Annotated in this window: 13 protein-coding genes; 7 read left to right on the top strand and 6 right to left on the bottom strand. The window is 70.6% G+C overall.

From position 1 onward, the window contains the following. Positions 1–90: 90 nt before the first annotated feature. Positions 91–1182 (top strand): LLM class flavin-dependent oxidoreductase, encoded by a 1092-nt coding sequence (locus ACFYWS_RS03935; protein WP_389269197.1) that lies wholly within the window; start codon positions 91–93, stop codon positions 1180–1182. 16 nt (positions 1183–1198) lie between these two features. Here the strand turns inward: ACFYWS_RS03935 and ACFYWS_RS03930 are convergent, their stop codons facing one another. Genes ACFYWS_RS03930 through ACFYWS_RS03910 form a run of 5 tightly spaced genes read right to left on the bottom strand, consistent with a single transcriptional unit; the run spans position 1199 to position 6215 of the window. Next, positions 1199–2338: a Gfo/Idh/MocA family protein gene (locus tag ACFYWS_RS03930; RefSeq protein WP_389269195.1), complete on the bottom strand. Its 1140-nt coding sequence runs from the start codon at positions 2336–2338 to the stop codon at positions 1199–1201. Next, positions 2323–3021: a ThuA domain-containing protein gene (locus ACFYWS_RS03925; protein WP_389269193.1), complete on the bottom strand. Its 699-nt coding sequence runs from the start codon at positions 3019–3021 to the stop codon at positions 2323–2325. Before ACFYWS_RS03925 ends, ACFYWS_RS03930 begins: the two co-directional genes overlap by 16 nt. A gap of 55 nt (positions 3022–3076) precedes the next feature. Continuing rightward, complete coding sequence (locus tag ACFYWS_RS03920) at positions 3077–3964, bottom strand: carbohydrate ABC transporter permease (protein WP_389269191.1); 888 nt, start codon at positions 3962–3964, stop codon at positions 3077–3079. Beyond that, positions 3964–4866 (bottom strand): carbohydrate ABC transporter permease, encoded by a 903-nt coding sequence (locus tag ACFYWS_RS03915; protein ID WP_389269189.1) that lies wholly within the window; start codon positions 4864–4866, stop codon positions 3964–3966. Before ACFYWS_RS03915 ends, ACFYWS_RS03920 begins: the two co-directional genes overlap by 1 nt. 2 nt (positions 4867–4868) lie before the next feature. Beyond that, entirely contained in the window at positions 4869–6215 is a 1347-nt protein-coding gene (locus ACFYWS_RS03910) for an ABC transporter substrate-binding protein (RefSeq protein WP_389269187.1), read from the bottom strand. A gap of 196 nt (positions 6216–6411) precedes the next feature. Between ACFYWS_RS03910 and ACFYWS_RS03905 the strand changes: the two genes are divergently transcribed. The 6 genes from ACFYWS_RS03905 to ACFYWS_RS03880 all read left to right on the top strand — a co-directional run bounded on the left by ACFYWS_RS03905 (position 6412) and on the right by ACFYWS_RS03880 (position 12712). Beyond that, on the top strand, positions 6412–7443 hold the full coding sequence (locus ACFYWS_RS03905) for a LacI family DNA-binding transcriptional regulator (protein ID WP_389269185.1): 1032 nt from the start codon (positions 6412–6414) through the stop codon (positions 7441–7443). A 90-nt stretch (positions 7444–7533) separates the two neighbouring features. Next, entirely contained in the window at positions 7534–8673 is a 1140-nt protein-coding gene (locus tag ACFYWS_RS03900; protein WP_389269183.1) for an MBL fold metallo-hydrolase, read from the top strand. Positions 8674–8690: 17 nt separating this feature from the next. After that, on the top strand, positions 8691–9347 hold the full coding sequence (locus tag ACFYWS_RS03895; protein ID WP_389269181.1) for a TetR/AcrR family transcriptional regulator: 657 nt from the start codon (positions 8691–8693) through the stop codon (positions 9345–9347). A gap of 13 nt (positions 9348–9360) precedes the next feature. Continuing rightward, positions 9361–10413, top strand: a complete 1053-nt coding sequence (locus ACFYWS_RS03890) for a phosphotransferase family protein (protein ID WP_389269179.1) — start codon at positions 9361–9363, stop codon at positions 10411–10413. Continuing rightward, a complete protein-coding gene (locus ACFYWS_RS03885) occupies positions 10410–11717 on the top strand; it encodes an enolase C-terminal domain-like protein (RefSeq protein ID WP_389269177.1) in 1308 nt (435 codons plus the stop codon). Before ACFYWS_RS03890 ends, ACFYWS_RS03885 begins: the two co-directional genes overlap by 4 nt. Then, on the top strand, positions 11714–12712 hold the full coding sequence (locus ACFYWS_RS03880; protein ID WP_389269175.1) for an NAD(P)-dependent oxidoreductase: 999 nt from the start codon (positions 11714–11716) through the stop codon (positions 12710–12712). The genes ACFYWS_RS03885 and ACFYWS_RS03880 overlap by 4 nt, the downstream gene beginning before the upstream one ends. Positions 12713–12733: 21 nt before the next feature. Here ACFYWS_RS03880 and ACFYWS_RS03875 read toward each other — a convergent pair whose 3' ends face one another. Then, on the bottom strand, positions 12734–13669 hold the full coding sequence (locus tag ACFYWS_RS03875; protein WP_389269173.1) for a LysR substrate-binding domain-containing protein: 936 nt from the start codon (positions 13667–13669) through the stop codon (positions 12734–12736). Positions 13670–13688 lie beyond the last annotated feature (19 nt).

Here is a 13688-nt window from a genome sequence, read left to right as displayed (position 1 = left end):
TGGATCTGGCGCGCGTCGCCGCCTCCGCGTGTCGACGCGCCTGGCGCCCCGACAGCACGGCCCGCACCACAGCACTGAGAGGGAAACATCATGAAGTTCCTCGCCATCACCCTGATCACCCACCGCCCCGACCCGGTCACCGGCATCCAGAAGCCGACCCACGACCGGTTTCGCGAGGTGCTCGAACACGCGGTGCTCGCCGAGGAGTTGGGGTTCGACGGGTTCGGTGTGGGGGAGCGGCACGAGCGGCCGTTCATCTCCTCCTCGCCGACCGTCGTGCTCAGCCATATCGCCGCGCTGACCAGACACATCCGCCTCTTCACCGCGGTGACCACGCTCAGCCTCCTCGACCCCGTGCGCGCCTACGAGGACTACGCCACGCTCGACCACCTCTCCGACGGGCGCCTCGACCTGATCATCGGCAAGGGCAACGGGACCGCCCAGCGCGAGCTGTTCCACGTCACGCCCGAGGACCAGTGGGACCGCAACGCCGAGAGCTACGAGGTGTTCCGCAAGCTCTGGCGGCAGGACAAGGTCACCGCGGCGACCCGGTTCCGGCCGCCGCTGACGGACGCCGAGGTGTGGCCGCGGCCGTACCAGCGACCGGTCCGGGTCTGGCACGGCAGCGCCACCAGCAAGGAGTCGGTGGACCTCGCGGCCCGCTACGGCGACCCGCTGTTCTCGGCGAACGTCACCAACCCCATCGAGCCGTACGCCGAGCTGATCCGCCACTACCGCGAGCGCTGGGAGCACTACGGACACGACCCGGCGAAGATCGCCGTCGGCGCCGGTACGGCCGGGCTGTTCGTGGCCCGCACCTCCCAGGAGGCGGTGAAGGTGTACCGGCCGATCTTCGAGTCGACGCTGGCGTTCCAGCGGCGGTCCGGGCTGCCGGTGGTCTTCGAGACCGTGGAGGACTTCGTCGAACGCAGCTCGGCCCTCATCGGCAGCCCGCAGCAGATCATCGACAAGGTGCACCGCTACCACCAGCAGTTCGGGCACTCGGTGCTGCATCTGCACGCGGACGGCAGCGGACTGACGGACAATCAGCACCGCTCCTCCCTCGAACTGTTCCAGTCCGAGGCCGCCTCGGTGCTGCGCCGCGAACTCCCCGACCCGCCGTTCGCCTGGGAGCCCGTGCTCCCGGCGCCGCCGGTCGTCGAGGAGCCCGTGCGTGTCTGACCCCGACCGGCTCCCGCTAGGGCGCGTCCACCTCCGTACGTGACAGGTCCGTGAGCGGCACCGCCGCCGGAGGCGTGGCGCGGCTGGAGAGCGTGACGGAGGCGCCGTCGGCCGCCGAAGCGAGCAGGGACTCCATGATGTCAAGGACGTGGTACGCCAGCGTGCCCGACGCGCGTGGCTCGTGCGTCGGGGGCGTGGTGGCCAGGTCGGCGATGCAGTATCCGCGCCCGGAGTTGAGGTAACCGGCCGAGATCGGGAGGGTCTCCCACACGTCGGCGCCGAGGCGGAACAGGCGTGTGTCGCCTTCGAAGTGGTTCGGGTCGGGAACCGCCAGAGAGCCCCGTGGCCCGTGGACCTCGATGTTCGAGGAGTGTGTCGCGACCGCGTCGAAGCTCACCACGAGCGTGGACAGCGCGCCGGACTCGTGGACGAGGACGCCCGTGACATGGGTGTCGACCGAGACCGGCACCCGCTCACCGGCCCGCGGGCCGCTGCCGATCTCCCGCTCGGGGCGGGGGTGGCTCGCCGCCCCGATCACCGAGGTGACAGGGCCGAGGAGGGTGACCAGGGCCGTGATGTAGTACGGGCCCATGTCGAGGAGCGGGCCGCCGCCCGGCGCGTAGTAGAAGTCCGGGTTGGGGTGCCAGCGTTCATGGCCTGGTGTCACCATCGTGGCCGTCGCCGCGACGGGTCGGCCGATGAGTCCGTCGTCGATGGCCTTGCGCGCGGTTTGGATACCGGTGCCGAGGACGGTGTCCGGCGCGCAGCCGACGGTCACATCCGCCTGCTGCGCGGCCTCCAGCACCTGGCGGGCCTCATCCGTGGTGGCCGCGAGGGGCTTCTCGCCGTACACGTGCTTCCCGGCAGCGATCGCCTTGAGGGCTATCTCGGCGTGCGCGGCGGGGACGGTGAGGTTGAGGACGAGGTCCACGTCCTCGGCGGCGAGCAATTCGGCGACGGTGACCGCGCGTACGTCGCGTGCGTCTGTGGTCCACTCCTTCGCGACCGCGCGCGCCCGGTCCGCGTCCAGGTCGGCCACGGCGACCAGCTCGACGCCCTTTAGTCTGCGCAGACTGGCCAGGTACTGGCCCACGATCGTCCCGCAGCCGACGATGCCGACATTCAACGGCGTGCCGACGTTCAACGGCTTGCCCACAGCAGGCCCCTCTCGACGATGGTGCGCACACTCGGGTGCTCCAGGTCCTCGACGTGGTGTCCCGGTGTGCACACGAAGACGCGGCCCTTGCCCCACTGCCGCGTCCAGATCGCCGGCGAGGTGACCTCCCGGTGCCACGGGTCCCACGCGCGGACCTTCTGCGTGGTGGTGGCGAGCACGTCGATGTAGTCGTCCGCGAGGACCCAGTACTGCTCGGTCACGAGGTCGAAGTCCTCGATGCCCTCGGTGATGGGGTGTTCGGCCGCGGCCGGGAGCATGTTCACCGTGTACGGGACGTAGTTGTCCGCCTGCTCGCCCTTGCGCTCGTCGGGGTGCTTGCCGGGGTGGCAGGCGAACTGGCCGCCGATGAGGTGCAGATAGTCCGCGGTGTTCCGGTAGGAGTCGGCGATCCCGCCGTGCCATCCGGCGAGCCCGGTCCCGTTCTCGACGGCCGCGCGCAGCCCGGCGAACTCCTCCCGCTCGATCGTGGACATCGTCACGCACTGCATCACCAGGTCGACACCGGCCATGTAGGCGGCGTCGGCGTAGACCTTGGGCGAGTCCTCGATACGTACCTCGTAGCCGTTCGCTTCGAGGTGCGGGATGAACAGGTCGGTGGCCTGGACGGGCTGGTGCCCGTCCCAGCCGCCGCGTACGACGAGTGCCTTCTTGGCGGTGGTCACAGATCTCCTTGCCGGGTGAGGGGAACACGGGGTACGTGGGTCAGGGGTACGTGGGTCACTTGCCGAAACCGGCCGTGAGGCCGCTGACGAGCTGCCTGCGCGCGATGACGTACACGACGAGCAGCGGCAGCGTCGCGAGGACGACGGAGGCGAGGACGGCGGGGATGTTGATGGTGAACTCGCCCTGGAACGTCCACAGGGAGAGCGGCAGCACCCGGATCTCCGGGCTCTGCGTGAGGATCAGCGGGAACAGGAAGCCGTTCCACACGGTGAGCGCGTCGTAGATGCCCACGGTGACGACGGCCGGGCGCACAAGGGGAAGCGCGAGGCGCCACATCATGGCCCATTCGCCGCACCCGTCCAGGCGCATCGATTCGAAGAGCTCGCGGGGCACGTCCCGTAGGAACGTGGACAGGATGAGGACGGAGATGGGGATCGCGAAGGCGATGGACGGGAGGATCAGCGCGGCGAGGGTGTCGTACAGATGGGCCTTGGTGATCATCCAGTAGATCGGGATGATCGTCGCGTGCAGCGGGATCGCGAGGCCGAGCAGGAACAGGCGGTGGGTCAGCGTGAGGAACCGGGTGCGGCCCCGGACGATCGCGTACGCCGCCATGAAGGCGAAGAGGAGAGTCGTCAGGACACTTCCCACCGTCACGATCAGACTGTTGGCGAAGTACCGGAAGAAGTCGCTCTCCAGGACGAGCGCGTAGTTGGAGAGGGTGGGTGAGCCGGGCGGCAGCAGCGGGTTCGAGGAGAAGTAGGCGCCCTGCTTCTTGAGGCTGGTGATCACCACGTAGTAGACGGGCACGATGGTCACCGCGAGCCAGATCCAACCGCCGATACCGGCAAGGAAGTTGGGGCGTGTGCGCTTGCTCGGGGCGGCTTGCACGGCCTGCCGCGGGGGCGCCGTCCGCGCCGGGGCCCGTGTCGTGGTGGCCATCAGACACCTTCCATTTGGCTGGCCGAACGGTCCCTGCCGCCCAGTCGCTGCAGCAGCAGGGCCACCGCGAGGCCGACGGCGACGAGAATGACACCCAGCGCGCTGGCCGCACCCATGTCACTGGCCTGGAACCCGGTCAGGTACATGTGCAGCGGCAGCAGGCGGGTGGCGTCGCCGGGGCCACCGCCGGTCAGCACGAAGATGAGGTCGAAGTACGCGAGCGAACCCACGGCCATGAGCGTCGAGGACGTGATGATCGTGTACTTGAGCTGCGGCAGCGTGATGTTGAGGAACTGCCGTACGCGCCCGGCGCCGTCGATCTGGGCCGCCTCGTACAGGGAGGCGGGGATCTGGCGCACGCCGCCCTGGTAGATGAGGGTGTGGAAGGGGATGAACTGCCAGGCGATGACGGCGACGACGACGAACAGGGCGAGGTCGGCGTCGCCCAGCCAGTTCCGGGCGAGTGCGGGGACGCCGACTCCCGCGCTGAACCCGAAACTGGGGTCCAGGAGGGCCTTGAACGCGATCGCGATGGCGGCGGAGGACAGCAGGAGCGGAAGGAAGTACAGGACGGCGAGCAGCGCCCGGTACCTCTGGCGTCCCGCGGTGAACACTCCGAGCAGCAGGCTGATGGGTGTCTGCACGAGGTACGAGAAGACCATGACCTTGGCCGTCACCCAGAGCGCGTTGACGGTCGCCGGATCGGCGACGACGCGCCTCCAACTGGCAAGACCATCAAGGGTGATGGGGCCGAGGCCGTCCCAGCGGGTGAAGCTGAGGAACACGACGATGCAGAGCGGGACGAGCGCGAACGCCAGGAACATCACGAGGGCCGGGGCCGCCAGCCACCCCGAGGGGCCGGGCTCGTGTGTGCGCCGCGGGGGAGTGCTGGTGTCGGCCATGGCTACTCCTCGATCGTCGCGTTCATATGGGTCACGAACTGCTGGGGAGCGATCTTCTTGAGGAAGATCTGGTCCAGGTTGACCAGGAGCGCGTCGGCCTGGGCCGGGCTGAGGGCCTGATCCCAGGACAAGGTGAAGTGCCGTGTCCGCTGGGTGAGTTCGTAGACGAACGTCAGGAAGTCCTTGTCCTCCGAGGCCTGGAGCCGCCTTTTGATGCCCTTGACGACGGGCACCGCGCCGGAGTCGATGAGTTCCTGGGTGTGGCGCTCGGAGAACATGCCGTTCTTGAGATACCCGAGCGCGGCCTTGCGCTGGGAGGCGGTGGCCTTCGAGGAGAGCGACCAGTAGTTGGACGGATTGCCGACGAGGTTCGCCGGGCTGCCCTTGCCGCCCGCGACCGTGGGGAAGGTGGTCCAGCCGATGGTGCGGTCCTCGATCGCCTCCGGGAGCGCCGACTTCATGTTCTGGTACAGCCAGCCGCCCTGGACGACCATGGCGGCCTTGCCCGTGTGGACGAGGGCCAGGTCGGATCCGTTGTCCGCCGCGCTGGAGGTGAAGCTGTCGGCGAAGCCGCCCGCGTCGACGAGCTGCTGGATCTTGGTGAGGGCCTCGGTGACAGCGGGGTGGGACCATGCGCCCGGCCTGTTCGCGGCGATGTCCGCGAAGACCTGCGGGCCGCCGATCCGGTCGACGAGGTACTCGAGCCACATCAGGTCGGGCCACTTCGACTGCCCGCCGAGGGCGAACGGCGCGATGCCCATCTTCTTGAACCTCGGTACGAGTGCCATCAGTTGGGACCAGGTGCGCGGCGGTTCGGCCCCGGCCCTGGAGAAGACGTCCCGGTTGAAGTACAGCAGGATGGGCTGGGCGCGGCCGTTCGGGATCGCGTAGGTCTTCCCGTCGACGACGCCGTTGTCAAGGACCGAGGGCAGATAGCGGTCCCGGACCTCCGGGTTGCGGGCGAGGTACGGCGAGAGGTCGGCGGCCTGTCCTGCGTCGACGTACGACTTGAGGACTCCGCTTCCCCACCCGTAGATGAAGGTCGGCCCCTTCCCGGCGCCGACAGCGGTGCGGACCTTGGTCTTGTAGGCGTCGTTCGCGAAGAAGTCGAGGCTGATGTCCTCGCCGGGGTGCGCCTTGTTCCAGCTGTCGACGGAGCCCTTGAGCACGTCCTGGTCACCGCCGTTGAGCCCCCACATCGTGGCGGAGCCGGTGCCCGCGCCGGGTCCTGCGGAGCCGCAGGCGGTGAGGGAGAGGGCGAGGGCGGTGGCGCAGAGCGCCGAGGCGGCGGTTCGGGTGGTGCGCAGCCTGCGGAGCCTGCTGCATCTGCTGAATCTGCGAGAGTCCATGTGTTTTCCGTTCCTCAGCACTGAGAGACGGGACCGAAATATTTCGAAGATTGTTCGAGACCCGGGAACCGTAGAAGTGGCGACCGAGACGGTCAAGAGGCCGCGCACCGGAAAGATTTGGCGCCCAGGGTTGACGCTTGTCGCACCACATCGCAAGCTGCCGTCACCGAAAATATTTCGAGACTCAGGAGACCTCGTGCCACTCCCGTCCTCCTCGGTCAAGCCGACCCTCGCCGCCATCGCGCGCGGCACCGGAGTCTCCACGGCCACGGTGTCTAAGGTCGTCAACGGCCGGGCGGACGTGGCCGACGAGACCCGTGCGAAGGTGCTGGCCGCGTTGGAGGAGGCCGGTTACCGCTCGCCGTCCCAGCGCCGGACACCCTCGGGCCCCGACGTCGTCGAGGTCGCCTTCGACGCGATCGACTCCGCGTACCCCTCGGCGCTGCTCAACGGCATCCTCGACCACGCCGCGAGCACCGGCGTCGAGGTCGTCGTGAGCACCACAGGACGACAGCGCACCACCGAACGCGGCCTCGGCCGCAAGGCGCAGCGCGTCATCAACGAAGGCCGCGCCGGACTCATCGTCGTGACATCGGCCTACGACGAGTCGGATCTCGCCGCCTTCCTCCGCCGGCACATCCCCGTCGTCGTCATCGACTCCTACAACCCGCCGCCCGCCGACGTCGTCAGCGTGGGAGCCGCCAACTGGGCGGGAGGCAAGGCCGCCACCGAACACCTCCTGGACCTCGGTCACCGCCACGTCGCCTACCTCGGCGGCCCCGAGGCGATCGAGTGCAACCAGGCGCGCCTGCACGGCTACCTGTCCGCGCTCACCTCACGCGGCATCGCCCCCGACCCCGGCCTCGTCCTGCACGGCCGCTTCCGCACCGACCACGGCATCGAAGGACTGGCGGCGCTGCTGGCCCTCACTCGGCCGCCGACCGCGATCTTCGCGGGCAACGACGCGATCGCCGTCGGCGTCCTGCGCGAGGCCCGCAGGCGCGGCATCCGGGTGCCGGAGGACCTCAGCCTCGTCGGCTTCGACGGCACGGCCCTCGCCAAGGACTCCGTCCCGGCACTGACCTCCGTCGCGCAGCCCCTTCAGGAGATGGGCCGCGCGGCCCTGCGTGCCGTACTGCGCCAGGCGCGAGGCGAGCAGCCGGACACGCATCGCGTGGAGCTGGCGACGCAACTGGTCGTGCGGGAGACGACGACCGCGTTGCGGTGAGTCGACCGCAGGTATTGCCCTCGTCTTGTTTCTGAATATAACGTCAGATTCAGATTACTGAACTGGCGTCTCGTCAAGAGGAGTTCGGGGATGTGCGAACCGTCGGCATCGAGACGGGCATTGCTCGGGTCGGCCGTGGCGCTGGGGGCAGGGCTGACGGCGCCCGTGGTCGGTGCCGCGACGGCGCGGGCCGCCACGCGGAGCGAGGGCGAGGGGGCCGGGGACGCCGAGGGCACCCGGCTGATTCTGCTCGGGACCGCCGGAGGGCCCGTGCCGGTCGCCGAGCGGTTCGGGATGTCCAGTGTTCTCGTGGTCGGGGACCGCAACTACCTGTTCGACGCCGGGCGGGGGTCGGTGAGTCAGTACGTCCGGGCCGGCCTGACGCTCAAGTCGCTTCGGGGAATCTTCGTCACCCACCACCACGCCGACCACACCGCGGACCTCTTCCAGTATCTGCTGCTCGGGCTGATCAGCCCTGACGGGGACCAGCTCGTGCCACCGGTGCCGGTGTACGGCCCCGGGCGGGCGGGGGAGCTGCCGCCGCAGTGGGGAAAGCCGCGTCCCGCGCCGCTGGTGAACCCGGCGAACCCCACGCCCGGACTGAAGGACCTCTTCGCCGACGCGCTCAACGGGTGGGCGTACCAGTTCAACGAGCTGGGGCGGGAGGCCACGATGCCCGCGCACCCGGACCGGATCATGGCGCTGCACGAGATCGACGTCGCCCGCACCGGCGCCGACCCGCTGAAGGTCCGGGCGCCGCGTATGCGGCCCTTCACCGTGTTCGAGGACGACCGGATTCGCGTGAGTGCCACCCTCGTGCCGCACGGGCTCGTGTTCCCGGCCTTCGGGTACCGCGTCGAGACACCGGACGGTGTCATCGCGTTCTCGGGGGACACCGCGTACGACGACAATGTCGTCGAACTGGCCCACGACGCGGATGTGTTGGTGCATGAGGCCGTGAGCGTCGATTACTACGCGGATCGGGATCCGTCCGACGGGTTCATCGAGCACCTCAAGACCGCGCACACCGACGTCGTGAACACCGGCGACGTCGCCCGCCGCGCGGGGGCCCGCAAACTCGTACTCAGCCACCTCGGCCCCGCGCGCCCCGGCATGGTGCCCGATCGTGTCTGGCACGAGGGGGCCGCTCGCCGCTACGCCGGGCCGGTGGTGGTCGGCAACGATCTGGACGTGGTGCGGCTGGGCCGGGCGAGGGGAGCGGCCGGGTGACGCGGGCGGAGGCGGGGGTGACGGTGGAACAGCCGGCAGGACCCAAGGGAGCGGCAGGACCCAAGGGAGGCCAGGGTGCGCGGGCCACCGTGCGGGGACGGGCGACACTCGCGGCGATCGAGGCCGCGGCCCGTCGCTTCGTCGCGCGCAAGGGATTCCTCACCATGACCGTCGCCGACATCACCCAGGAGGCCGGGAGGTCGCCCGCCTCGTTCTACAACTACTTCGACTCCAAGGAAGCCCTCCTGGAGTACTGGGCGCGGGACTTCGTCGAGGAGGTCAAGACCCGCGTGCGGCCCGCCTACCGGCACGGCGTCCCGGCGCAGGACCGCGTTCTGGAGTCCGCCCGCGGGCACTGGGACACCTACCGCGGCCGGCTGGCCGAAATGGTGGGGGTCTCGCAACTCGCCATGGTGAACGAGGACTTCGCACAGTACTGGGAGGACCTGTGCGAGGGGGCCGTCGTCGGGATCGCGGAGATGGTGGCGCGTGCGCAGCGCGAGGGGTACTGCCCGGGCGCGGACCCGCGCCTCACCGCTTGCGCGCTGGTGGCGATGCTCAACCAGTTCTGCTACGACCGGCTGGCCAACGGCCGTGCCGAGCAAGGTGTGGACGACGACGCGTGCGTACGGACCCTCGCTCAGGTCTGGTACCACGCGATCTACTGGAAGTAGGTGTCAGGTGCGGATGACGAACGGCACCCCGGTGGACGTCCCACCGGACACCCTGCTGGACGCATTGGTGCGGCTCGGGCTCGTCGACGCCGGCGAGCCGGTCATCGGGCGGCCGCTCACCGGTGGTGTGTCGTGCGACGTGTGGCGTATCGACCTTCCGGACTCCCGAGGCACCTTCTGCGTAAAATATCCGCTGGAGCGGCTGCGTGTCGCGGGGGAGTGGCGGGTCTCCACGGAGCGGACGCACTGGGAGGCACGCTGGCTGCGGCTCGCGGCCGACGTGCTGCCGGACGGCGCGGCCTGCCCGGTCCGCGGCTTCGACGAAGCTGGGCAGGTGCTGGTGCTCGGCTGGCTCGATCCCGGTCAACACACCCTGTGGAAACAGCAGTTGATGGAGGGGCGTGTCGACGCGTGCACCGCGGCCGAGGTCGGCCGTCGGCTCGTCGCCGTGCACGCCGCCTCCGCTGCCGCCGGCGGGTACGACCTCGGTGCGTGGGAGAAGGCCCGGCCCCTGTTCACCGCGCTGCGCGTCGACCCCTACCTTCGGGCGACAGCCCGTCACCACCCAGACCTGGGAAGCCGGTTGGAGGAACTCGCGGTCGGCCTGGAGCAGGCCGCGTACACCGTCGTGCACGGCGACGTCAGCCCGAAGAACATCGTGGTGGGTCCAGGCGGGCCGATCCTGCTCGACGCGGAGTGCGCCTCGCCCGGAGACCCCGCCTTCGACCTCGCGTTCTGCCTCAACCACCTGCTGCTGAAGGCGATACGGCATCCGGAACACCGCGCCGCCCTCGTCCGCGCGGCGACGGCGCTGCGCACCGGATACCTCGGCGGCGTCGACTGGGAGGACCCGGCGGACCTCGACCGCCGCGCCGCCGCCCTCCAGCCCGCCCTCGCGCTCGCCCGGGTGGACGGACTCTCCCCGGTCGAATACCTCACCGAGGACCACGGACGGCCGCAAGTGCGCCGCGCCGCCGTCCCGCTCCTGCGTCTCCCGCCCGCAGACACCACCGAACTCGTCGACCGCTGGATGATGTCGACCGAAACCGAGGAGCGCCCCGCGTGATCCACCCCTCACCCCTGACCAGCATCTCCGCCGTGACGGGGCACCCCCGATGGGACTCGCGCGGCCGGCCCACCGTCGAAGTCGTCGTACGGACCGGGGACGGCTCGGTGGGCCGCGCCCTCGCACCCGCCGGCGCCTCCACCGGATCCGGAGAGGCCGTCGACCTGCGCGACGGCGGGCCCGCGCACGGCGGATACGGCGTGGGCCGGGCCATCGAACGGGTCAACGGGCCGATCGCCGCCGCCCTCAAGGGAGTTGACGCCGCCGACCAGGCGGGCGCCGACGCCGCGCTCGAAGCGGCCGACGGCACCCCGGGCTTCTCCCACCTCGGTGGCAACGCGGCCGTCGCCACCTCGCTGGCCGTCGCCCAGGCCGCCGCGGCCGCGTCCGGTCTGCCGTTGTGGCGCGCCCTGAACCCGGCGGCCCGCCGCCTCCCGCTCCCCGAGGTCCAGATCTTCGGCGGCGGCGCCCACGCGCACGGCCGCCTCGACGTACAGGACCTCATGGTCGTCCCGCACGGCGCCGGTTCCTTCGCCGAGGCCTACGCGTGGTGCAACGACGTCTACCGCGCCGCCGGGGACATCCTCGACCGGCGGGGCGCCCGCGCCGGAGTCGCCGACGAGGGCGGCTGGTGGCCCGCCTTCGACTCCAACGAGGCGGCACTGTCGGCCCTCACCGAAGCCATCGAGGCCGCGGGCCGCACCCCGGGCGACGAGATCGGCATCTCCCTCGACATCGCGGCCACCCAACTCGCCGACGGCGCCGGCGGATACCTGCTGCGCCGCGAGGACCGCCACTTCGACCGCGACGGCTGGTGCGAGGTGCTGCTCGGCTGGCTCGACCGGTACCCGGTCGTCTCCATCGAGGACCCCTTCGCGGAGGACGACCCCGTCGGTATGGCCGCGCTCACCGCCGAAGTGGCGGGCCGCGTCCAGGTCATCGGCGACGACTTCCTGGTCACCGACGCCGCCCGCGTGCACACCGCGGCCGACACGAAAGCCTGCACGGCCGTCCTGGTCAAACCCAACCAGGCCGGCACTCTCACCCGGGCCCGCGCCGCCCTCGACGCGGCCCACGCCCGCGGACTGACCGCCGTCGTGTCCGCCCGCTCCGGCGAGACGGAGGACGTCGCCGTCGCGCACCTCGCCGTCGGCTGGGGCAGCGGCGGCGTCAAGGTCGGCTCCGTGACCCGGGGCGAACGCACCGCCAAATGGAACGAACTGCTGCGCATCGAGGAGGCGTTGGGCACTGACGCGCACTTCGTCGGCCGGTCGGGACTCGGCCTGGACGGAGGCCCGGCATGAGCACCCCGAACGCGACCGAGAACACAGGAGGCGCCCCCCTCAGGATCCTCGCCCACCTTGACCCACCGCCCGCCCTCCGTGCCCGGCTCTCCCGCCACCTCGACGGACTCGACGTGCGCTGGTGTGCCGAGGACGACGAGGCACGGCTCGCCGAGCTCCTGCCCGACACCGAGGTGCTCTGGCACGTCCTGCGGCCCGTCACCGCCACCGACCTGGAGCGCGCGCCCCAACTGCGCCTGATCCAGAAACTCGGCTCCGGAGTCAACACGATCGACCTGGATGAAGCCCGTACGCGGAACGTGGCCGTCGCCAACATGCCCGGAGCCAACGCCCAGGCGGTCACCGAGGCCACCCTCGCGCTGATGCTCGCCGCGCTCCGCCGCGTGGTCCCGCTCGACGCGGACACCCGGGCGGGCCGCGGCTGGCCGCTGGAGACCGCGCAGGCCGAGCACCTGGGGGAACTCGGCGGCCGTACCGTCGGGTTGATCGGCTACGGGCAGGTCGCCCGCCGCCTCGCCCCGGTACTCACGGCGCTCGGCGCCCAGGTCCTGCGACACGACCGGTCCGGGGGCGCCGCCGCGGAGGCGGACCCGGGGGAGACACCCTGGCGTCCCCTGGAGGCACTGCTCGCCGAGTCCGATGTCGTATCGCTGCACCTGCCGCTCACGGAACACACCGAAGGGCTGCTCGACTCCCGCCGCATCGGACTGATGAAACCGGGCGCCGTACTCGTCAACACGGCTCGTGGCGGCCTCGTCGACGAGCCGGCGCTCACCGCCGCGCTGCGGACAGGACACCTCGCTGCGGCCGGGCTCGACGTGTTCGCCCAGGAACCGGTCGCCCCCGACAACCCGCTGCTCGCCCTGCCCAACGTGGTCGTGACACCCCATCTGGCCTGGCTCACCGCCGAGACACTGGACCGCTGCGTGGCGATCGCGGCGGACAACGCGCGGCGCCTGGCCTCGGGGGCGAAGATCGTGCACCGGGTCGGGTGACCAGTACGCACCACTGCCCAACTACTCGTCGACGTGGCCAAGTTCACGCGGCCAGCTCCCGTCCGGCGAGCGGAGCAGCTGGACGAAGGCGCGCTCCGCCGGGGAGAGGAGGCGGTCGCGGCGGCGGGCAAGGGAGACGGGGCGGGGCCCCGGTTCGGGGTGCACGGGCAGGATGGTGAGGGCGCCGGAGCGTTCCACATCGTCCACGACCGCGTGCTCGGAGATGAGGGCGACACCGAGCCCGGCCCCGACACACTGCTTGACCGCCTCCGGGCCCCATACGTCGGACCGGGACACCGTCTCCGAGATGCCCCACGACTCCAGGACCCGCTCCTGTTCGGTGCGGGTGTGCGAGCCGGGTTCGCGCATCAGGAAGCACTCGCCCGCGAGGAGCCGTGGCTCCAGCGTCCCCGTGCGACCGGCGAGCGGATGGCCGGTGCGGGCCACCAGGACGAGGCGTTCCTCCAGCACCGGCTCGACCAAAAGCTGAGCCGTCGCGGCAGGCCCGCCCGCCACCACCGCGATGCCGATGTCACCGGCCAGCAGGCGCTCGGCCACGGCACGGTTGTTGCCGACGAACACATCGCACTCCACGCCGGGATACCGCTCCCGGAACCGGGCGAGCAGCGCCGGCAGGAGATACGTACCGACCGTCGTCGAGCCACCCACCATCAGCCGGCCGTGCTCCAGCGACGACACCTGCTGCACCGCCGCCACCGCCTCGTCCGCCAGCAGGAAGACACGCTTGGCGTACGCGGCGAGCACCTCGCCCTCCGCCGTCGGCCGGGCCCGCGCCCCCGAACGGTCCACCAGTGTCACCTTCAGCGTCTGCTCAAGGCGACGTACCTGGTTGGAGACCGAGGGCTGGCTCATGTACAGCTCGTGCGCGGCGGCGGAGAACCCCTGGTGCTCCACGACCTTCAGGAAGATCCACAAACGGTGCAGGTTGAGCTCCATAGGGCTGCGAGCGTAGCCC

Source organism: Streptomyces sp. NPDC002795, assembly GCF_042888725.1.
In the GTDB taxonomy this organism is placed as follows: domain Bacteria; phylum Actinomycetota; class Actinomycetes; order Streptomycetales; family Streptomycetaceae; genus Streptomyces.
This window is presented reverse-complemented; position numbering and strand designations above follow the sequence as displayed.

Excerpts from the sequence above, each read along its gene's own strand:
- ACFYWS_RS03935 (WP_389269197.1), top strand. The coding sequence starts at position 91 with ATGAAGTTCCTCGCCATCACCCTGATCACCCACCGCCCCGACCCGGTC.
- ACFYWS_RS03920 (WP_389269191.1), bottom strand. The coding sequence starts at position 3,964 with ATGGCCACCACGACACGGGCCCCGGCGCGGACGGCGCCCCCGCGGCAG.
- ACFYWS_RS03915 (WP_389269189.1), bottom strand. The coding sequence starts at position 4,866 with ATGGCCGACACCAGCACTCCCCCGCGGCGCACACACGAGCCCGGCCCC.
- ACFYWS_RS03910 (WP_389269187.1), bottom strand. The coding sequence starts at position 6,215 with ATGGACTCTCGCAGATTCAGCAGATGCAGCAGGCTCCGCAGGCTGCGC.
- ACFYWS_RS03900 (WP_389269183.1), top strand. The coding sequence starts at position 7,534 with ATGTGCGAACCGTCGGCATCGAGACGGGCATTGCTCGGGTCGGCCGTG.
- ACFYWS_RS03890 (WP_389269179.1), top strand. The coding sequence starts at position 9,361 with ATGACGAACGGCACCCCGGTGGACGTCCCACCGGACACCCTGCTGGAC.
- ACFYWS_RS03880 (WP_389269175.1), top strand. The coding sequence starts at position 11,714 with ATGAGCACCCCGAACGCGACCGAGAACACAGGAGGCGCCCCCCTCAGG.
- ACFYWS_RS03875 (WP_389269173.1), bottom strand. The coding sequence starts at position 13,669 with ATGGAGCTCAACCTGCACCGTTTGTGGATCTTCCTGAAGGTCGTGGAG.